Below are 19,670 nucleotides of genomic sequence, written 5' to 3' on the forward strand. Positions count from 1 at the left end.
ACATAACCACAATATTTAAAGGTGATTTATGCATGACCATATTGATTTCGTTGTCAGTCAGTGGGACGACGCGATGCCCGATCTCGACGCCTCTTCAATGCGGATCTTCGGCAGGGTGTTGCGTCTGATGAAACATCTGGCGAAAGCGCGCAGTCAGGCACTGGAGCCTTTTGGTTTTCAGGAGGGGGAATTTGATGTGCTGGCGACATTGCGACGGGCGGGATCGCCTTTTCGCCTGTCGCCCACCCAGCTCTACCAGGCGCTGCTGGTAACTTCCGGTGCGATGACAAATCGTCTGAACCGGCTGGAGCAGCAGCATCTGATCGAGCGTATTGCCGCGCCAGAGGATAAGCGCAGCATGCTGGTCGGGCTGACGCCGCACGGGCAGCAGCAGATTGAGCATGCACTCCGCGTCCATACCGCTACGCAGGAGGCGGTGCTGGCCCCGCTTGGCGCTTCAGAGCGTGCCGAACTGGAAAGGTTGCTGAAAACGCTGCTGCTGGCGTGTCCAGGCGAAGCGACAGCCGCAGAATAGCGCCGTCAGCGCTGCAGTTCGGCCACCGTCATGGTGAAGATAACCGGCAGGTGATCGGCGCTGGCATAGGCATGCGGCATATCGGTTCGCGCTACGGCTGCACAGCCCTGCTGCACCACCAGGGTCTGCTCACCCACCGTTAAGGCGAGCGTGCCCTGCTCGACATGCAACAGTTCGAGTGTGCCTGAGGAGTGACCGGCAGAACGGAAAGCTTCGCCCGCAAACATCTGCCAGCGCCAGAGCTCGATCATATCCGGCCCACGGGTTCCCGCCAGCAGCTGCGCATAACCGCCCTGCTCACCCTGCCACAGCCGGGGCATTTCGCTGTTCTCAATCAGCCAGGCGTCAGGCGCATGCGAAACGTTGACGATATCTGCCACCGAGACGCCCAACGCGGCAGCCACTTTACAGAGAATGGCGATGCTGGGATTGGCGGCACCCTTTTCGATCTCCACCAGCATGCCTTTACTGACGCCAGCCCGGCGTGATAACTCATCCAGCGAGAGTTTCTGACTTTTACGCCAGCTTTTGATGCTGTCCGAAACAGCCTGATTGACACTGGCGACATCGGCACCCGCATCGGTCGTTATATTGACTTTTTTGGTCATCGGTCATTACTATGAAATAAATTAGTCACTGAGAGAGTATCCGATGTTATCTGTTCATCCGTCAATCGATCCCACTGTTTTCGCGCTCGCTCCCGGCTTTCGTGCCATGAGTATTGTGGTGGAAGCCACACCGATTACCCGACCAGACGTTGCCAGCGATGCACTGAAAAGCGCATGCCAGCAGGTGTTAAATGATGATGCGACGTGGGCAGACGCGCATCTCGCCGCCTGGGCTGAGGTATTTAAAGCCTTTGGTGCCAAAGCGAAACGTACACCCTGTTCGGCAGAAGCATTGCGTAAGCGTGTGCTGCGGGATGGCGCATTGCCTGCCATCGATCCGGTTGTCGATCTCTATAACGCCATCAGCATTCGTTATGCGCTGCCGGTCGGAGGTGAAAATATCGAGGCCTATGCTGGCGAGCCACGCCTGGTGATAGCTGACGGCAGTGAACGTTTCGATACCGTTAAAGAGGGCGAGGTGGTTTATGAGTCGCCGGAACCGGGCGAAGTGATCTGGCGCGACGATCAGGGCGTGACCTGTCGCCGCTGGAACTGGCGTCAGGGTGTAAGAACCCGACTGGATGCCAGTGCGCAGCAGATGTGGTTCATTCTGGAAAGTCTGCCCGCTATGCCGCTCTCCGCACTGCAACAGGCCAGCGACGATCTGGTTTCGGGATTACAGCAGATGATGCCGGGTGCGCAAATCAGTACGACGCTGATTGAAGCGCCAGCAAACTGAACATTGCCTCAACAGCGGCTGAACAAGGTTAACGGTGAGCGGAAACTGTGGCAGGATACGCGCCCTGCGTCTGGCCATACCCGGCTGACTTAACGGCACTCAACCGGTGACTAAAATGGCTAAAGTAAAATATATCCTGCCCCTGCTGCTGATCCTCGCCCTGACCGCCTGGTGGTTTATCCCACAGGACAGTGAGGAAGATAAGGCGTATTACGTCGCGGTGTTCTGCGCGATTGATCATGATAGTAAGCAGCCCCTCGACCGGCAGATGCAGAACGTCATTGAAGGCGGCAACTCTGATTATGCGCTGCAAAAAATCACTTATAAACCGGGGCTGGGCAGCAGCGTGATTGCTCGCTGGCAGCAACTGACACCTGATGAGCAACAGCGCGCCGTGCAGGATAACCTCGCCTGCCAGCAATTGCTGAAACGCTGATTTCTGACGGGCGTGTTCATATCGTTATTCATATGATTTCGCGCTGGTCATCATTATGGCCGCGCCCGTCCTGGCTTATCCCTACACATCTGAAATTAAAGTGTTTTTTGTCTACGACTAACAGGTAAGCGGGCTTATGAATCCCTGATAACCTGATGCCGGAAGAATATGGGCTGATGGCTGAGAATCCGGAAATCTCAAAAATTGAGTGAAACTAAAACGGGGATGCTGACAGTGGCACTTACGTCCATAAGCTTTCATTATGAAAAAGCCCGCATTAGCGGGCCCTGAGCGTCATTTCAGTATGTTGTATCTGTAGAGCAAATTTCCGAAATCCTGTTTCATGCTAACGAAAAGAAGAATCTGGATAGTATTGTCCACGAAATCGTACAGAACACGATACTCTCCTTCAACATCAAGACGTTCGCGTAACAAAAGCCCGCGCTCTGAAAGATAAGCATTGTAGCGATACCTTTCAGGATCCTGACTGATATTGTCGACTGAATCCATGAGTAGATTATCGACAAATGCAGCCGCTTGCTGCGCCCCAACTGTTCCGCTCTTATAGGACTCAATGTCCTTGAGACACTGTTCAGCCAGAGGCGCGATTACCAGCTGATATTGTTCTGACACTCAAAGCCTCTCTATTATTTTCTTGCGGCACGTAACCTTCCCAGAACGTCTTCAGGGGTCATGCCTTTGCCATCAGCGACTTCCTTTTTAGCTTGCAAGGCCAGCTTGAAAAGGGCGTTTATGTTTCTTTCCTGCTCGATCTCTCTAATCTCAGCCTGACGCTCAGCAGCAGTCTGGATGAAGAGTTCAGAGACGCCGTTTTTTGTTACGTATACTCCTCCTTCGAAGGCGGCAGCATTTCCGAGACTGTCTCTGGCAAGCTTCTGGGACATGGTTTGATTTGAGTTCATACATGATTTCCGATTAGACAGGACGGGTAAAATCAAAGGGATTGCCGGTAGAGCCATCCAGATTTCATCGTTGATTAAAAAATTTCACAGACCGTAAGATTTGAACTGCCCCTCTCTTTTCCGAGGGTCATAGGATGAATATAACCTACGAGTGAAATCGTGTACATATTTATCCACCCTATCCACGTTACTGAATCTGGATGGCAAGGCATCGTCCTGATAGGTTTAAAATCAGAAGGTAGTCATGCTATTCAATGTATTGTATATAGCACGCAACACAGGCCCGGCGTTGATGTCTGAAATCGACTGAAATCGACTGAAATCGTCAAAAGATCGCCTTAACCACCAGCAATCACCTCTTCTGCCTATTGCCGATTTGTTAACACAACCCGCTATCGACTCTCAGCCTGCTTTAATGCCAGTAGCCTGTATGGTATGAAATCACTTAAAAGAGAAAAATATGACGATGCCAGAACGCAAAAATTATCCGCAACTGGGCGAAGTAAAAGCGCCTTATGTCCACGCAGTGAAACATGGCGTGACGCTGTATGTCTCTGGGCTGACCGCTTTCGGTACGGCGGCTCAGCAGGGAAATATGGCTGAACAGGCAGAAGCCATTTTTGATCAACTCAGGGCGGTTGCCGCAGCTGAGCATACGTCGCTCGCAGCGCTGCTGAAGGTCACGATATTCATCACCTCTTTCACAGAGATCACCGCGCTGCGGGAAGTGCTTTATCGCAACTACGGCGAGCATCTGCCCGCCAGCTCACTGGTACAGGTCAGCGGACTTTTCTCCACTGACCTGCGCATAGAGATTGAAGCCATTTTTGCCCTCTGAGTAGAAAACAACGACATTCCCGATGCTAGAGCTGCAGATCCGCGGCGGCTGCGCCCCGCGCCAGATAACCGATGCGATAGACTTCCTGCTCGCCAGCGGGGCGCTGGTGTGAAGCGTTAACGTCTACTCCCTGCCAGCGGCTCACATCCCAGGCGCTGATCCCTGTTGTTACCGGCAGTGTCGTAAGGTCTGAATGCGGTGGAATCGTCCAGCGGTTCAGCGTTATAAAGCGGGCATCGGCCAGATCCGGCATGTGGGTCAGCCCCTCAAGCGCCAGCCAGCTTTCGATGATCGGCCAGCCAAAATCCCTGACCAGCGTCGCAAAGCCAGGACTTTGCAGGAAACGCTGCATACCACTCGCCTCCCGCCAGAAATAGAGCGGCGCATAACGGTTTTCATTCTGTCCGTCATCATCACGGCAAGTGTAAAGATATGCCTTGGCCACCAGCCCTGGAAAGCCATCAAGCCGGGCTCCGTTCAGACTGATGCGCTGTTCGATGATGCCCATGTCGTAGTCAGCGGGCAGGGTAAAACGGTAGTGCATGATAATCATAACGCCTCCTGTGCCAGCATCCGGCCGCCGCTAAAGCTCCACTCTTCGGTGCTGTTAAACTGAATGATGATCATCACGTCGTCAGGATCGATCGCCATCTCCGCCTGAAGCGTCGTACAGAGTGAATGATAAAACTGCTGCTTCTGTTGTCGGGTTCGCGGTCGGCCTGCTGTCACCTGAAACAGCACGAAATTATCGCTACGCCCGCCGCTGAGATAGTGACGATCAAATACCCGCTGTCCGGCGGGCAGCATCTCAATCACCTGAAAGCAATCATGCTCAGGAACGTCAAATTCCGCGACCAGCGCCTGCTGAAGCAGCGTGGAAATCTGATGCAGAGCCGCCTCGCTGTAGCCCTGACGCAGGGTAATTCGGGTAAAGGGCATCAGTGATTATCCTCCAGATAACCCAGCGCGGTGACGGCGGCGGGCCAGCCTGCGTAAAACGCCAGATGGGTGAAGCTCTCCACCAGCTCATCCTGCGTCAGCCCATTTTGTCGGGCGAAATCGATGTGCCACGGCAGCTGCTGGACCCGCCCCAGCGCGGTTAACGTTGCCAGCGTCAGCAGGCTGCGTTCACGCGGTGACAGCAGTTCGCGCTGCCAGATATCACCAAACAGCACCTGCTGTGTCAGTTCGGCCAGTTTTGGCGCGCGCTGCGCCAGTGTTTCCCGATCAAGCGATTTTTTCATTGCACACTCCTCAGTGGTGAGACAGAGTGTCACTCAGGCCTTCAATCCTGAAAATCAAATTAATCAGCTATTACCATCCATAATTACAGGACAATAATGAAAAAGGTACCGGAGTCCTTCGATATGGATGCGCTGCGCAGTTTCGTCGCGGGCATTGATGCCGGCAGCTTTGCCCTGGCGGCACAGCATCTGTGTCGGTCTGCCTCGGCCGTGAGTGCGCAGCTTAAGAAACTGGAGCAGCAATGCGGCACGGCGCTGGTGATGAAAAAAGGGCGTCATGTGCAGCTGACCCGCAGCGGTGAACAGCTGATGAGTTACGCCAGACGCCTGCTGTCGCTGAACGATGAGACATTGCGGGCAGTGAAAGGCGAAGCGTTGCAGGGCGAAATACGCATCGGGATGCAGGAGGATTTTGGCGAGGCGTTGATGCCGGACATTCTCGGCGCGTTCAACCGGCAGCATCCGGAGGTGATGCTGACCGCACGCGTCGACAGAAATCTGCCGCTGCTTACGGCGCTGGCCCGTCATGAGCTGGACCTGGCGCTGCTGTGGCAGGCAGAGCAGCAGGCTGGCACGCAGTTAATTGGTCAGTGTCCGTTAGCCTGGTTACAGCATCCGGCGTTTGATCTGGCGGGATATCTGCAGCGCGGCGAGCCGCTGCCGCTGGTGGCATTCGATGCGCCGTGTGTCATGCGATCGCGCGCCATTGAGGCGCTGGATAAGGCAGGTATTCCGTGGCGAGTAGTGTTCACCAGCCACAGTCTTAGCGGGATCTGGGCGGCATTACAGGCCGGGCTGGGCATCACCCTGCGCACCCGCGCAGGGTTGCCGGAGACGCTGGTGATTGAATCACACCGGCTGCCAATGCCCGGCTATCTGGGTATCGCGCTCGCCCGCTCAGATCAGGGTGACGATCCGGCGCGAGCACTCTTGCAGCATCTGATAACGCAAGCCGCCCTGCCCTTTATTCAGCGCTGACTGCTGTCTGAAATGCCCGCTGAACCAGAGACGAACAGTATTTTGCTGAGATGTCGCGGTCACCGAACAGAATATGAAACATCACCGGCGCCACGACCACATCGATGATGCGATCAACGTCAAAGCCTGATTCGCCGCGTGCCTCGGCCCGACTTTTCAGTGTTTCAAGATGCTGATAGGTAAACCCACAGCATTTCTGGCTCGCCACTTCAGCCTGACTTCCTATCACATCAGCCAGAAGCTCACGACCGACTTTGGACGACATCTCTTCAGCATACTGCTGGATGAACGCGGTAAGATCGCCGGCCGTCGATCCGGTATCTTCCGGTTCTGCAATGGGCCGCATCCGTGCCACGGCCACATCCGCCAGCAACTGGGACAGATCGCCCCAGCGCCGATAGATCGTGGAAGGTGTCACACCTGCCTGTTCGGCGATCATCGGCACTGTAATAGCTGAACGATCAAGCGTTTCAAGCAAGCGGTTAACGGTGTTATGCACTTCCGCCTGAATACGTGCGCTGCGCCCACCCTGCCGAATCATCTCCCTCGCCATCTCTTTCTCCCGCTTTTATCAGCCTGAACGTCATGGTTAAAGCAACGAAGTTGCATTAACAGATACCGGCAGTGTACCGCATCTCAGGCTGAGCAGGCGCTAATGTGTGCTATCGGGCGATTGAGAATCAAGGCTGCAGTTTACTCAGGACAGATTTAACCGGCTCGGCGGTGAGACGTGACGAACGGTTATCTGATGCGCCTATCCATAAAAGACTGACTGCCATAACTGCTGAAATAAAAATTGTACGAATATCCATAAAGCCTCCCCTGATTAAGGTGGCTAAAGTAATCCACACAGGGGAGTATTAATCGCGGGATAAGAGAGGGTTTAAAGGGACTTTGCGCGAAAAGGTGGCGCAGATTTCGCCACGCCTGAATCACAAACGGGAAAGATCAAACTTATTCGGTAACGATGTTGCCAGCCGCAAGCCAGTCACGTCGTGTCAGGGTGTACATCAGGCTGGGAGGCAACCCCTCAGGATCGTCGACCTTTTTCAAAAAGGTCAGGCCCGCTTTTTCCAGTACCCGCCGCGAAGCCAGATGGTTTTCGCGCGTCACACCCGTAATGATGCTCAGCCCGGCCTCTTCGAATCCGTAGCGAATGGCTCTGCGGGAAAGCTCGGTGGCATACCCTTTTCCCCAGGCAGCAGGCTCAAACCGGTAACCGAGATTATTCGTCTGACGACCGTCAAACTGGCTTCTGAAAACGCCCCCAAAGCCAATGATTTTATCCGGATGGGCTTTCTCAAATATCGTCCAGTCGCCAAAACCCTGTTCCTGATAGCTCTGTAATATGCGCTCTATGGCCTGAATGGCATACGTTCTGTCGGGCCATGGACCTCGCGGGTTAAATTTATGCGTTTCGGGGTCGCCATAAATTCTGAAGAGGTCGTCAAGATCCTCGCGAAGAGTATATCTGTAGAGCAGCCGCTCTGATTCCCAAACCATCATGCGCTCCTTTTAGGTGCTGAATAAGCAATCTTTACTCTTTATATCAGCAACTTCTGCTGTCACCAACTCTGTTAATACGCTTAACGAACGGTGGCTAATTTCAGAGCACAAGCCGCGGTTTTGTACTCATCTGATTGCAAAATATGGATCTCTCATCAGAGGCTGTCACTTCGTTGTGTTGTGCTTCTGATATTGGTAAAGGGTGGAAAGAGGTTGCCGCCCCAGGTAATAAGCTGTTTTCGCGGCGGGAAGACGGATTCACCTGGGGCGATTGCCATAAAGGGTGGCGAACGGGTTCTGAATACGCTGCATGGGTGTTAAAGTGCAGCTTAAACTGGCGCGTCGGGTCTGTGTAGTCTCACCTTCAGCGTTATGAGGATCTGAATAGTGAAAGGAAAGTGCAAAAATGTCTGAACAGAGCAGCATTATCACTGAACTTACCGAACTTGAAGGTCTTTACGGCACGGTCGCCCGGCCCTCTGTCGCTAAAGAGACGGATCATATTCATCCCGCCTATCGTCCGTTTATCGCCGCCTCGCCTTTTGTGGCGCTGGCAACGTCGGGGCCTGAGGGACTGGATGTTTCACCGCGCGGCGATCCGGCCGGATTTATCGAAATCGAAGATGACAAGACCCTGTTACTACCCGACAGACGCGGCAATAACCGCATCGACAGCCTGCGCAACATTCTGCATGACAATCGGGTAGCGCTGCTTTTTCTCATCCCTGGCATTGGCGAGACGTTGCGCGTGAACGGCACGGCAGCAATCAGCACCGACCCGGCGCTGCTTGAGCGCTTTGCCATCAACAATCAGCTGCCAAAAACCGTATTGCGCATCACTGTGGAGAGCGTTTTCTTTCAGTGCAGCCGGGCGATTATTCGCTCCGGATTATGGGATGCCGAAACGCAGATCTCACGGCAGTCGCTGCCCAGCACCGGTTCCATCCTCAAACAGATTGCAGAGATTGATGGCGATGCCTACGACAAAGCGCTGCCTGAGAGATTGAAGAACTCACTTTACTAATCGCCGTTCAGGGCCTGGAGGCTTCACTTGATCCGGCGTGCTGATGAGTGAAGTACTTATACTTTCGGAACGGAGATCACAAGTGCGCCTGCAGTCACGCCTCTAAGCGCAAACAGCGATAGCGTTACGCAAAGCTCTCCAGTATCTGCTTTGCATGCAGGTAGTCGTAAGAGGTCACTTCAATTTTATTATTACTGAGATCGCTGAAATAGACGGACATCGACACGTCGTGGTCACTGACGCTGAAAGGGATTTTATTCTTACGGAGTACAGGCATAAGTTCGTTGAAAAATGATGCTGCCACCCCGAAAGCCACCGTATGGCCTGGTGGCTGAGATTTTCGCAGGAAAAGAGAGAGTGATGCCCTGTTATTTCTTATGACCAGCGGCCCACCCTGTTCAAACCAGAAGTACAGGGAAGGGTCGTGTTCAAAGCCCAGGATCTCGTTGTACCACTTTTCTGCCTGTTCAATATTTTCAACGTAGAGATGGATATGATCGATCTCAGCTATCTTCATCATCTGGCTCCCTGATTGTTATTAACAGTGAGACTCGCCGAAATATTATTGATAAACAACCCACAAAGCACATAACAACACGTATCAGGAAACGGACAGAGAAGAGCGCAGGAAAGCGGCCCGGAGAGACAAAGCGCAGGCGAAGGGAGAGCGGATGTGAGTTAGCATTAACGAGCCCCATTTGGGGTTGTAACGCTTGCATCAGGTCACACGATCACAATATGGACCAGACCTTTATGCTTTCCAGGAATTTATAATTATTAAGTTTTAACTTTCAGCCAGTGTTGATTTACCGCGGGTCGATAAGGTCTACGACCAAAGACAATATTTCATCCATAACATGTGGCTCAACTGTGGCGGCATAGCTTGCCCTGCGCGCAGTCAGGTCAAGCGAGCGCACCTGATAGCACAGCGCCACGCCGTTCACTTTGCCAGTATCTGTGCTGTTACCGTCCAGATAAACGGTCACGCCCTGTGAGCGTGATGCGCCGCCGCCACTTGTTACCGGCACGCAAACTGCCGTTCCCAAAGCCGCAACCAACTCCCGTTGCGAGATAACAAGGTAATAATGCGGCCCTTTAAACTCTCGCCCTTCAACCGGATCGCCATTAACGTGCCAGATTTCGCCTTTCTGCGGCACTCTCCTTGAAACCATCAGATATGCTCCCTGCCCTGCGGCGCGTCGTTCAGCCCGTCGGCGGCCTCTTCGTTATACTGTTGAATTTCCTGCTGATCGATACCGGCCAGCAACTGAGCAACTGTGCGGCGACCGCGTGGTACACGCGTTACCGGCACAATATTCACGGATTCGCCTTCTGCGGTGACGTCCAGCTCAATGCCAACAGTCCAGCCCGCTCTGGCAGCAATCTCGCTGGGGATAGTCAGCACGACCGCCCCGCCCTGCTGACGAAGTCTTGTTGAAGCCATATCTCCTCCCATGTGTGACTTAGTAACACAAATCTTACCACAGGGTGACACTAAGTCACACAGCAAAATAGGTTAAAGCAAAGATATTGCATTAAGGTACAGATAGCCGTATACCTTATTAAAAGCTAATACTTTGCATTAAGGTGATTTCCATGAACCCCACATTGACGCCTCAGGCTGCTGCCCGCACCACGCTTTTCAGTTTTACCGGTGCGGCGCTGATTTCCGCCACCAGCAGTGCGCCAACGCCGCTCTACCCACTTTATCGCAGCCTGTTTCATTTGACGCCGACCATGCTGACGCTGATCTTTGGTGCCTATGCTTTCGCGTTGCTGGCCGCGCTGCTGACGGTCGGTAAAGTGTCCGACTATACCGGCCGCCGCCCGCTGATGCTGCTGGCGCTGGCGATCAATGCGGTCGCGCTGGTGATCTTTATGTCTGCCAACTCTGCCACCACCTTAATCGCCGCCCGGCTGGTGCAGGGCTTTGCTACCGGTATTGCCTTACCGACCTTTGGTGCCAGCCTGATTGACGCCAGTAAAACCCGTGGGCCACTGCTGAACTCATTCACCGCCTTTCTGGGGATGACGCTGGGCACGCTGGCGGGCGGCATACTGGTCACCTTTGCGCCCTTTCCCACGGTGACGCTTTACGCGCTGCTGCTGATACTGATGCTGGTTGCCATGGCGCTGTTGCCGCTAATACCAGAAACCATTGCGCCTCAGCCGGGTGTTCTGGCCGCACTGCGACCTCAGGTCAGCATACCGCGACGCGCGCTGGGCCCGCTGTTAATGGTGACGCCGGTTAATATCGCAACCTGGATGCTGGGCGGATTTTACCTTTCACTGATGCCCTCAATGGTGGCGAACGCAACCGGCCTGACATCGCCTTTTATCGGCGGCTCGATTGTGGCGACGCTGATGCTGAGCGCAACGGCAGCAGTATTTCTCTTTCGCCCGTTACCGCCTGCGCGGGCATTAGTTATCGGTACGCTGATGCTGATAGTGGGCGTCAGCGTCACTCTTGCGGGCCTTTCTCTGCACAGCGTGGCCTGGCTCTATCTCGGCACTGCCATTGCGGGTCAGGGATTTGGATCGATTTTCTCCAGCGTGCTGAAGATCATTATGCAGTTAGCTGAAAGTCATGAACGCGCCGGACTGTTCTCCGCCTTTTTGATCAAAAGCTATCTCGCCTTTGCCCTCCCTGCGATTGCCGCCGGAGTGGCAGCGCCGCATATCGGGCTGAACCAGACCGCCTGGTTCTATGGCATGACTATTATCGTGCTGGCACTGGTGTCGCTGCTGGCGATCAGAGGTCGCGCTTTAGCCGGAGCGGCCAGTTAATAAATCCGCCCGACGCGGCCAGATATCTGCCGCGTCATCCACAAACGGCAATTTTCACTTACACTCAACGGATTAATTTCAGGCGCAGTTGCTGCGTGATACCGTGAGTATGATGTCGAAATCCCAATCTGATGCGGTTTTAGCCCGGTTTTCATCCGCCACACGACGCTGGTTTTCTGCCACCTTTGTTGCACCCACGCCGGTGCAGCAGGCGGCATGGCAGGCGATAGCCAGCGGAGAACATGCGCTGGTGATCGCCCCGACCGGTTCAGGGAAGACGCTGGCGGCCTTCCTCACCGCCATCGACACGTTGTTTCAGTTCCGAACCGCGCAGCCCTCACCTGCACGTGAAACGACCACCCGCATTCTCTATATTTCACCGGTTAAAGCGCTGGCCGCGGACGTACAGCGCAACCTTAATCTGCCGCTGGCAGGCGTTTACGCTGAGCGGCAGGCGCTGAATGAGCCAGAGATCACTCTGAATATCGGAATGCGATCCGGCGATACGCCCGGTGCAGAGCGCGCCAGGCTGGTGCGCCGCCCGCCCGATATTCTGATCACCACACCCGAGTCACTGTTTCTGATGCTGACCTCAAAAGCGCGAACGACGCTGCAGGGCGTGACCACGGTCATCGTCGATGAGGTGCATGCGGTGGCGGGATCGAAGCGGGGTTCCCAGCTGGCGCTGAGCCTGGAGAGGCTGGATGCGCTGCTGCCACAGCCCGCCCAGCGTATCGGGCTTTCCGCTACGGTACGACCGGTTGAGCGGGTCGCCGCCTTCCTTGGCGGCTGTCAGCCCGTTCAGGTCGTTAATCCGGCCGCCGATCGGACGCTGCACCTGACCATCGAGGTTCCGGTCGAAGATATGACCGATATCGCCAGCCCCGATGACCTGACCGGTGAAGCCACCTCTGCCAGCGGTTCGATCTGGCCGCACATTGAAGCGCGCATTCTGCAGCAGGTCATGTCCCATCGCGCCACGCTGGTGTTTGTGAATTCGCGTGGCCTGGCGGAAAAGCTGACTGCGCGGCTCAATGCGCGTTATCTGGCGCAGCAGACAGCCGCTGGCGATCGGGATGCAGAACCGGACGACAGTGACGATCTTATTGCCCGCTCGCACCACGGGTCCGTCTCGAAGGAGCAGCGAGGCGAGATTGAAGCCGCACTGAAGCTGGGCAGACTGCGCTGCGTGGTGGCGACTTCCAGTCTGGAACTTGGCATTGATATGGGGCCGGTGGATCTGGTGATCCAGGTGGGCGCACCGCTTTCAGTCGCCAGTGCACTGCAGCGCGTGGGACGCGCCGGACATCAGGTCGGCGGCGTATCAACCGGCATCCTCTTTCCGCGCACCCGACGCGATCTGCTGGATTCGGCCGTCATATTGCAGTCAATGCGTGCGGGCCAGCTCGATGCGCTGGCTCCGCCACGTAACCCGCTCGATATTCTGGCGCAGCAAACCCTGGCGGCCGTCGCAATGGATCCCTTACAGGTCGATGATTGGTACACGCAGGTCTGTCGGGCCGATCCGTTTCGCACTCTGTCGCGTCGGCTGTTTGATGCCACGCTCGATATGCTGGCGGGTAAGTTTCCCTCTGACGCTTTTGCTCAGCTACGGCCGCAGCTGGTGTGGGATCGTCAGAGCGGACTGCTGACGCCGCGACCCGGCGCTCAGCATCTGGCCGTGACCAGCGGCGGCACCATTCCCGATCGCGGCATGTTCAGCGTCATCCTGCCGGAAGGCGAAGAGCAGGCTGGCTCACGTCGTGTCGGCGAGCTGGATGAAGAGATGGTCTATGAGTCGCGGGTCAATGACATTATTACCCTGGGCGCAACGTCGTGGCGGATTCAGCAGATTACCCACGACCAGGTACTGGTGGTGCCTGCGCCAGGCCGTCCGGCTCGTCTGCCTTTCTGGCGCGGAGAAGGTGTGGGCCGCTCGGCCGAATCGGGTGCCAGCCTCGGGCTGTTTCTGCGTCATCTGAGTGCGGCTTCACCGGCGGATGCGCAGGAGCAGTTGGGCGCGCTGGGGCTGGATGCCCGCGCAGTCACGAATCTGCTGGCTTTGCTGGCTGAACAACGCACCGCGACCGGCGTACTGCCGGACGATCGCACATTGCTGATCGAACGCTGCCGTGACGAAATCGGCGACTGGCGGGTGATCCTGCATTCGCCCTGGGGAAAGCGGGTCAATGCGCCCTGGGCGCTGGCGATTGCCGCCCGAATCCAGCAACGCCTGGGCATTGATGCTTCTGTTGCGGCCAGCGATGACGGCATCGTGGCCCGCTTTCCCGCCAGCGAGGGAGTGTTACCCGGCGCTGACCTGTTTATGTTCGACGCCGACCAGTTGACCCGGGAGGTCACTGAGAGTGTCGGTCAGTCGGCGCTGTTTGCCGCCCGCTTCCGTGAATGTGCCTCACACGCTCTGCTGCTGCCGAGGCGTAATCCGGGCAAACGTTCGCCGCTCTGGCAGCAGCGGCTGCGCGCCGGTCAGTTGCTGGAAGTTGCACGACAGTATGACGATTTCCCCATCCTTATCGAAACCGCACGCGAATGTCTGCAGGATGTCTACGATCTGCCTGCCCTGCACCAGCTGATGGAACAGATGGCACAGGGAAAGGTAAAGCTGGTCGAGGTGACGACCGAACAGCCCTCCCCTTTTGCCGCGCCGCTGCTGTTTGGCTATGTTGCAGAGTTTATTTACGCCAGCGACGCCCCCCTGGCAGAACGGCGCGCCTCACTGCTGGCGCTCGACAGTAACCTGCTGGGTGAGCTTCTCGGCCAGACCAGCAAGCGTGATTTGCTGGCACCTGACGTCGTTGAGCAGGTTGAACAGGAACTGCAGCGCATCGATTCCCGCTATCAGGCACAACACGCCGAAGGCATTATCGATCTGCTGCGCGATCTTGGCCCGCTCGCGGTTGCCGGTATTGCGGCACGTTTCAGTGGCAACGCCCAGCAGATCGCGGAAGCCATAACGCAGTTCGATGCCGCGCAGCGAATGATTACGGTCACCCTTGCCGGTGAAGAGCGCTGGGCGATCATTGAAGATGCAGCCCGCCTGCGCGATGCACTGGCCGTTGTACTGCCTGACGATCTGCCCGAAACATTTCTGGAGCCGCAGGCCGATCCGCTCCGCGATCTCATTAACCGCTACGCCCGAACCCATACCCTGTTCACCGCCCGACAGCTGGCCACGCATTTTGGTCTGGGTGTGGCCGTCGTGAATGAGGTGCTGCTTTCCCTGCATCAGCAAGGCAACCTGCTCAATATGGGTTCGCCAGAGGGCGCATCGGATACGGAGTGGGTTTCCACAGAGATCTTCAAACGGTTACGCTTACGTTCACTGCAATCAGCACGTGAAGCAACCCGGCCTGTTCCACCTGCCGCCTGGATTAGTCTGCTGCTGGAGCGTCACGATGTGCTTAACACGCAGCGTGAAGAGCATCAGGGGGTTAGCAGGCTGTTACGTGTGATTGAGCAACTTGCGGGCGTGCCGCTACCGGCCTCGCTGTGGGAGCCACAAATCCTGCGCGCCAGGATAGCCGACTATCAGCCCGCGATGCTCGATGAACTGTTAGCCAGTGGCGAGGTTACCTGGTGCGGACACAAAGCGCTGGGTCAGAATGATGGGTTGATCTCGCTGCACCTCACGGAATATGCCGCTGAAACACTGCCGGTGATTGACACCATACAGCCTCTGACGCCGATTCAGCAGGCGACTCTCGACGCATTGAGCCGGGGTGGCTCGTGGTTTGTTCATGAGATCATGGCACAGATGGACGAGGCAGAAACGCAAACCACCGATATTTATGCTGCCCTGTGGCAACTGGTGTGGCAGGGCTATGTCACTACCGATAGCTGGATTGCGGTGCGTGGGCTGCTGACCACGCCAGGCGCGACCCGTTCACGTCCCGCGCGTTCCCTGCGCACCCGTTTTGGTCAGCGCTTCACCCCGGGCGCACTTTCTGCACGCCGACCGGCGGTCAACACGCTGGCTGGTCGCTGGTCGCGGGTTAACCGACAGGAGGTTGCTCCTGCCCGGCTGGCCCTGTCGCTGGTGGAAAATCTTCTCGACCGTTATGGGGTGATCAGCCGGGGTAGCGCGATATCGGAGCAGATCCCCGGAGGATTCCCGGCGTTACAGCCGGTATTACGCAGCATGGAAGATGCCGGACGGCTGCTGCGTGGCCGGTTTGTCGCTGGTGCGGGCGGCGCGCAGTTTGCCGACCATAACACCATTGAGCGGCTGCGGGAGCTGGCAGAAAAGCCGCTGACCGCGACAGAGGCTGTGGCGCTGGCCGCACCGGACCCGGCAAATCCGTTTGGCGCGTTGCTGAGCTGGCCGCTCCACGCCAGCGGCATCCGCCCGACCCGCCGTCAGGGGGGACGCGTGGTGATTGCAGGCGGCGCGCTGGTACTTTACCTGACGCCGGGAGGCAAAGAGTTGCTGACATTCATCGACGATCCCGCGCTGCAGCAGATCGCGGTGGCGGCGCTGGGCCTGGCACTGAAGCGTGAAAAGCCCGCGAGTTTCACGCTGGAGAAGGTAGATGGAGAACCGGTTTCGCAGTCACCACTGCTTAACGCGTTGCGACATGCCGGATTTTCACGCGTGCCACAGGGGTTTAGCTGGTATAGCTGAGTTGTTTTCGCGCCCGTTTTTTTCGCGCACAAAGTCGATAAATGCCTGAAGCGGGGCGGGGATCAGGCGGCGATCGTTGTAGTAGAGCCACGGACCGGAGAAAGTCAGCCACCAGGGTTGCAGCAGCGGGTCCAGCCTGCCGCTGTCAAGGGCTGGCCTGAGCCACTCATCAAACAGATATATCACGCCGCTTCCGGCGATGGCCGCCTCCACCGCCAGATCCATTGCGCCACCGACCGAAACCACCAGCGGCCCGCTGGTTTCAACGCTGATCTCTTCGCCCTCATGGCTGAAGGTCCAGTCAGCCATGATGCCGCTGGCATAACGGCCACGCAGACAGCGATGATGGATCAGGTCGCGCGGATGTTCCGGTCGGCCATGTTCTGCCAGATAAGCCGGAGAAGCCGCCAGCGCGAACCGTTGCTGTCTGGGGCCAATGGGCATCGCCACCATATCCTGCTCCAGCCGCTCATCATAACGAATTCCGGCGTCACAACCGTCTCGAAAGACATCCTGCACGCTGCTCTCCGCCACAATTTCCAGCCGGATGTCGGGATAACGCTGCAAAAATTCCGGCACCAGCGCGGGCAGCACCAGCCGGGTTGCACTGACCGGCACATTCAGCCGCAGCGTGCCACCAGGGGTGTTTCGGTAGCGATTAACCGCATCCAGCGCGGCGTTAACTTCATTGATCGCGGGCAGCAGACGTTCCATCAGCGCCCTGCCCGCTTCGGTTAACACCACGGTGCGGGTGGTGCGGTGAAACAGACGAATGCCCAGCTGTTGTTCCGCCCGTCGTACCGCATCGCTCAGGCGTGACGCATTGCTGCCGGTGACGCGTGCCGCTTCCCGAAACCCTCCCGCTTTTGCCACCGCCACGACGGCATCCAGCAGCGCCATATCGATCGCCATTGTGCATCACCCCGTACAGTCTATCCTGATTTCACCGGATAGTTGCACAGCTGAATCACCGTTACAATTGATCTACATTCACGCAGGAGGTTTTCATGTCAAACACCACCATGACTTTTACGTTAGGCGATCGTGAAGTTAACCGTATCGGCTACGGCGCAATGCAACTGGCCGGGCCGGGCGTGTTCGGCCCGGTAAAAGATGAAGCCCGGGCAATCCGGGTTTTGCGCGACGCTGTAGCGGCAGGCGTTAATCATATCGACACCAGCGATTTTTACGGTCCGCACGAAACCAACCAGCTGATTAAAAAGGCGCTACATCCCTATCCGCAGGATCTCTGCATCGTCACCAAAGTGGGTGCCCGACGCGACGCCACAGGCGGCTGGCTGGCGGCGATGGAGCCAGAGGCGCTGACGCAGGCAGTTGAAGATAACCTGCGCAACCTGGGGCTGGATGTGATTGAAGTGGTGAACCTGCGCAGTATGTTGCATCCGGCCAGGCCGAAAGAAGGCTCTCTGAAGCCACAACTGGAGGCGCTGCTGGCGTTACAGGCGCGCGGACTGATTCGCCATATTGGCCTGAGTAACGTTACCGCCACGCAGATCGCAGAAGCTCAGGCGATGACGCCGATTGTCTGCGTGCAGAATATGTATAACCTGGCGCATCGACAGGATGATGAGCTGGTGGATCAGCTGGCGCAGCAGGGAATTGCTTATGTGCCGTTCTTCCCGCTGGGCGGCTTCTCTCCGTTGCAGTCGGATCAGCTTAATGAAGTGGCTGCATCCCTGAATGCCACGCCGATGCAGGTCGCACTTGCGTGGCTGCTGCGGCGATCGCCAAATATTCTGCTGATTCCAGGCACCTCTTCCCCGGAACATCTTAAAGAGAATCTTGCCAGCGGCAGCCTGGAACTGTCGGATGAGGTGATGGAAAAGCTGAACGCTATTTAACATCAGGCCCGCACGATGCGGGCCTGATGCTGTACTGATTCAGAAACTGCTGAGGCAGGCCGCAAGTTGCGGCTTGTCGCTACAACTGATGTGATGATCGATTCGGTTAATCATATAAGGATAAAACGGGTTAGAGGTGGCGCGCATAATTGAGTCCAGCCCGACAATCAGCACTGCACTCTCGCCGCGCAGCGACAACGTCCCAAAACTGATACCAAACTCATTCTTCTGCGCGGGCGCACTGCCATATAACCCATCCTCGGCCGGGAACGGAATCGCAACGTGCGACAGCGAGTAGAGACCCGCAGGATAGGCAATTGCCAGCGGCTGAATCCGTTCCTGCATCTCTCCCGCGGGAACGCTTTTCGTCACCATCTCCAGTGAGGTGGCGGAGGCATTGGTGATCACTGTGGATGAGTAATTCCGACGCGCCGCAGGCAACAGCTGATTAACCGCGGTATATGAGGAGTGGCGGAATAACGGACTGACGCTGACCGCCTGATTGATATCGAACAGCACCAGTTCGCTGCCGTTCACTGGCAGATAATTATAGAGCGAGCGGATGACCGAAGGCGTACTGACGGTGGAATCCATGACCGACTGAAAGGTCAGCACGGGCGGGAAACCGGAGAGCTGCTGATTACGCGCATATTGCAGGATCTCTTTCTGCAGCGCCTGCGTCAGCAAATAGGTTTGCCGGGCAGCGTGAACCGGAAAAGAGTTGTATTTAAACGGATTAAACTCCGGCACGATATTCAGCCAGGCCGTTTTCGAAAAGGCAGGGAAAACAGAGGGCAACCCGGCAACACCTGCGAACCGGGCAAAACGAGTCACACCGATCATCGGCGATAACAGAATCAATTGCTGCGGACGACGCAGCGTGTGATCGCCCAGGCTGTCGAGCGCATATTTTATCGCCAGCGCCCCGCCGTTCGAGAAACCCACCAGATGCAGCGGCGTCTGCGTGCCCGCCAGCCGGGTCGCTTCCCGCACCGCCAGACGTGTGGCGGCCATCCAGTCCTGCCAGTCAACATCGGTCAGACCCGAAGGCACCGTACCATGACCCGGTAACCGTATCGCCACTGCCACATAACCCTGCTGACGGTAAGCCTCCGCCACATGCCGCAGACTATAAGGACTGTCGGTCAGTCCATGTAATAGCACCACCGCACCGCGCGGCGTGCCCGTCGGTTGCAGAATATAGGAACGGTTCCAGTCCTGCGCGAAATGCCCCGGATAGATCATGCTGCCGGCATAGTATCGGTTGAGTGGCGTTTTATCTTCCGCATCCAGCCGGTTGCTGACCTGCTGCTTCATCTCGTCGAACAGATGATTTTCGGCCTTGAGGTAGTCGGCATAGGTCGCATTATCAAGCTGTTCTACTGTCAGTTCATGCGGGACCCAGGTGTGCCAGCGATGTAACTCCGGCCCGCGCTCCGCCTCATAGATTCGAATAATCAGTAGCAGCAGTAACAATACTCCAGACACAATCGCAAGGCGCCAGAGCCTGCGGGTGACGGTTTTCCACCTCCGGGTCATAAATCCTTT

23 protein-coding genes are annotated in these 19,670 nt (G+C 56.5%); 9 read left to right on the plus strand and 14 right to left on the minus strand.

From position 1 onward, the window contains the following. Window positions 1-28: 28 nt before the first annotated feature. Window positions 29-535 (plus strand): MarR family winged helix-turn-helix transcriptional regulator, encoded by a 507-nt coding sequence (locus HFD95_RS08685; protein WP_010670568.1) that lies wholly within the window; start codon window positions 29-31, stop codon window positions 533-535. Between the two features lie 5 nt (window positions 536-540). Here the strand turns inward: HFD95_RS08685 and HFD95_RS08690 are convergent, their stop codons facing one another. Beyond that, complete coding sequence (locus tag HFD95_RS08690; protein ID WP_010670569.1) at window positions 541-1,143, minus strand: helix-turn-helix transcriptional regulator; 603 nt, start codon at window positions 1,141-1,143, stop codon at window positions 541-543. A 43-nt stretch (window positions 1,144-1,186) separates the two neighbouring features. On the opposite strand from HFD95_RS08690, the gene HFD95_RS08695 reads away from it, so the two are divergent. Further along, window positions 1,187-1,882 carry a B3/4 domain-containing protein gene (locus tag HFD95_RS08695; RefSeq protein WP_061902326.1) on the plus strand — a complete coding sequence of 232 codons (696 nt, stop codon included), beginning with the start codon at window positions 1,187-1,189 and terminating at the stop codon, window positions 1,880-1,882. 115 nt (window positions 1,883-1,997) lie between these two features. Further along, window positions 1,998-2,318 (plus strand): hypothetical protein, encoded by a 321-nt coding sequence (locus tag HFD95_RS08700; protein ID WP_010670571.1) that lies wholly within the window; start codon window positions 1,998-2,000, stop codon window positions 2,316-2,318. Between the two features lie 294 nt (window positions 2,319-2,612). Here the strand turns inward: HFD95_RS08700 and HFD95_RS08705 are convergent, their stop codons facing one another. Beyond that, a complete protein-coding gene (locus HFD95_RS08705; protein WP_010246865.1) occupies window positions 2,613-2,951 on the minus strand; it encodes a type II toxin-antitoxin system RelE/ParE family toxin in 339 nt (112 codons plus the stop codon). A 14-nt stretch (window positions 2,952-2,965) separates the two neighbouring features. Then, complete coding sequence (locus tag HFD95_RS08710) at window positions 2,966-3,241, minus strand: hypothetical protein (RefSeq protein ID WP_010246864.1); 276 nt, start codon at window positions 3,239-3,241, stop codon at window positions 2,966-2,968. A gap of 460 nt (window positions 3,242-3,701) precedes the next feature. Between HFD95_RS08710 and HFD95_RS08715 the strand changes: the two genes are divergently transcribed. Continuing rightward, window positions 3,702-4,079 carry a RidA family protein gene (locus HFD95_RS08715; protein ID WP_029519589.1) on the plus strand — a complete coding sequence of 126 codons (378 nt, stop codon included), beginning with the start codon at window positions 3,702-3,704 and terminating at the stop codon, window positions 4,077-4,079. 25 nt (window positions 4,080-4,104) lie between these two features. On the opposite strand, the gene HFD95_RS08720 is transcribed toward HFD95_RS08715, so the two are convergent. Genes HFD95_RS08720 through HFD95_RS08730 form a run of 3 tightly spaced genes read right to left on the minus strand, consistent with a single transcriptional unit; the run spans window position 4,105 to window position 5,323 of the window. Further along, entirely contained in the window at window positions 4,105-4,632 is a 528-nt protein-coding gene (locus HFD95_RS08720; RefSeq protein ID WP_010246862.1) for a DUF4865 family protein, read from the minus strand. After that, window positions 4,629-5,018: a tautomerase family protein gene (locus tag HFD95_RS08725; RefSeq protein WP_045139977.1), complete on the minus strand. Its 390-nt coding sequence runs from the start codon at window positions 5,016-5,018 to the stop codon at window positions 4,629-4,631. The genes HFD95_RS08720 and HFD95_RS08725 overlap by 4 nt, the downstream gene beginning before the upstream one ends. Further along, window positions 5,018-5,323: a carboxymuconolactone decarboxylase family protein gene (locus HFD95_RS08730; RefSeq protein ID WP_010246860.1), complete on the minus strand. Its 306-nt coding sequence runs from the start codon at window positions 5,321-5,323 to the stop codon at window positions 5,018-5,020. Before HFD95_RS08730 ends, HFD95_RS08725 begins: the two co-directional genes overlap by 1 nt. Before the next feature lie 96 nt (window positions 5,324-5,419). On the opposite strand from HFD95_RS08730, the gene HFD95_RS08735 reads away from it, so the two are divergent. Next, a complete protein-coding gene (locus HFD95_RS08735; RefSeq protein ID WP_167430121.1) occupies window positions 5,420-6,301 on the plus strand; it encodes a LysR substrate-binding domain-containing protein in 882 nt (293 codons plus the stop codon). Here the strand turns inward: HFD95_RS08735 and HFD95_RS08740 are convergent. From HFD95_RS08740 to HFD95_RS08745, 3 genes are all read right to left on the minus strand, one after another. Continuing rightward, entirely contained in the window at window positions 6,288-6,854 is a 567-nt protein-coding gene (locus HFD95_RS08740) for a TetR/AcrR family transcriptional regulator (RefSeq protein WP_022624560.1), read from the minus strand. The genes HFD95_RS08735 and HFD95_RS08740 overlap by 14 nt on opposite strands. Before the next feature lie 127 nt (window positions 6,855-6,981). Beyond that, window positions 6,982-7,113 carry a hypothetical protein gene (locus HFD95_RS22215; protein ID WP_022624561.1) on the minus strand — a complete coding sequence of 44 codons (132 nt, stop codon included), beginning with the start codon at window positions 7,111-7,113 and terminating at the stop codon, window positions 6,982-6,984. A gap of 142 nt (window positions 7,114-7,255) precedes the next feature. Further along, the gene (locus HFD95_RS08745) at window positions 7,256-7,804 is read right to left on the minus strand and encodes a GNAT family N-acetyltransferase (protein WP_010670580.1); all 549 of its coding nucleotides are present in this window, start codon (window positions 7,802-7,804) and stop codon (window positions 7,256-7,258) included. 409 nt (window positions 7,805-8,213) lie between these two features. On the opposite strand from HFD95_RS08745, the gene HFD95_RS08750 reads away from it, so the two are divergent. Beyond that, entirely contained in the window at window positions 8,214-8,831 is a 618-nt protein-coding gene (locus HFD95_RS08750; protein ID WP_010246855.1) for a pyridoxamine 5'-phosphate oxidase family protein, read from the plus strand. A gap of 124 nt (window positions 8,832-8,955) precedes the next feature. Here HFD95_RS08750 and HFD95_RS08755 read toward each other — a convergent pair whose 3' ends face one another. The 3 genes from HFD95_RS08755 to HFD95_RS08765 all read right to left on the minus strand — a co-directional run bounded on the left by HFD95_RS08755 (window position 8,956) and on the right by HFD95_RS08765 (window position 10,275). Then, complete coding sequence (locus tag HFD95_RS08755) at window positions 8,956-9,348, minus strand: VOC family protein (protein WP_031292449.1); 393 nt, start codon at window positions 9,346-9,348, stop codon at window positions 8,956-8,958. Between the two features lie 289 nt (window positions 9,349-9,637). After that, window positions 9,638-10,003, minus strand: coding sequence for a type II toxin-antitoxin system PemK/MazF family toxin (locus HFD95_RS08760; protein ID WP_031292451.1), 366 nt, complete (start codon window positions 10,001-10,003; stop codon window positions 9,638-9,640). Beyond that, window positions 10,003-10,275, minus strand: coding sequence for an antitoxin (locus tag HFD95_RS08765; protein WP_022624564.1), 273 nt, complete (start codon window positions 10,273-10,275; stop codon window positions 10,003-10,005). Before HFD95_RS08765 ends, HFD95_RS08760 begins: the two co-directional genes overlap by 1 nt. Window positions 10,276-10,427: 152 nt before the next feature. On the opposite strand from HFD95_RS08765, the gene HFD95_RS08770 reads away from it, so the two are divergent. Both HFD95_RS08770 and HFD95_RS08775 read left to right on the plus strand, forming a co-directional pair. Next, complete coding sequence (locus HFD95_RS08770) at window positions 10,428-11,618, plus strand: MFS transporter (protein WP_022624565.1); 1,191 nt, start codon at window positions 10,428-10,430, stop codon at window positions 11,616-11,618. Window positions 11,619-11,727: 109 nt separating this feature from the next. Then, window positions 11,728-16,260 carry an ATP-dependent helicase gene (locus tag HFD95_RS08775; protein ID WP_167430122.1) on the plus strand — a complete coding sequence of 1,511 codons (4,533 nt, stop codon included), beginning with the start codon at window positions 11,728-11,730 and terminating at the stop codon, window positions 16,258-16,260. Here HFD95_RS08775 and HFD95_RS08780 read toward each other — a convergent pair. After that, a complete protein-coding gene (locus tag HFD95_RS08780; RefSeq protein ID WP_167430123.1) occupies window positions 16,225-17,172 on the minus strand; it encodes a LysR family transcriptional regulator in 948 nt (315 codons plus the stop codon). The genes HFD95_RS08775 and HFD95_RS08780 overlap by 36 nt on opposite strands. Before the next feature lie 95 nt (window positions 17,173-17,267). Here HFD95_RS08780 and HFD95_RS08785 point away from each other — a divergent pair, with 95 nt between their 5' ends. Further along, window positions 17,268-18,122 carry an aldo/keto reductase family oxidoreductase gene (locus tag HFD95_RS08785; protein WP_167430124.1) on the plus strand — a complete coding sequence of 285 codons (855 nt, stop codon included), beginning with the start codon at window positions 17,268-17,270 and terminating at the stop codon, window positions 18,120-18,122. 39 nt (window positions 18,123-18,161) lie between these two features. On the opposite strand, the gene HFD95_RS08790 is transcribed toward HFD95_RS08785, so the two are convergent. Then, complete coding sequence (locus tag HFD95_RS08790; protein ID WP_167430125.1) at window positions 18,162-19,661, minus strand: alpha/beta fold hydrolase; 1,500 nt, start codon at window positions 19,659-19,661, stop codon at window positions 18,162-18,164. Window positions 19,662-19,670: the final 9 nt, after the last annotated feature.

The organism is Pantoea sp. EKM10T, assembly GCF_011800685.1.
GTDB classification, from domain to species: domain Bacteria; phylum Pseudomonadota; class Gammaproteobacteria; order Enterobacterales; family Enterobacteriaceae; genus Pantoea; species Pantoea agglomerans.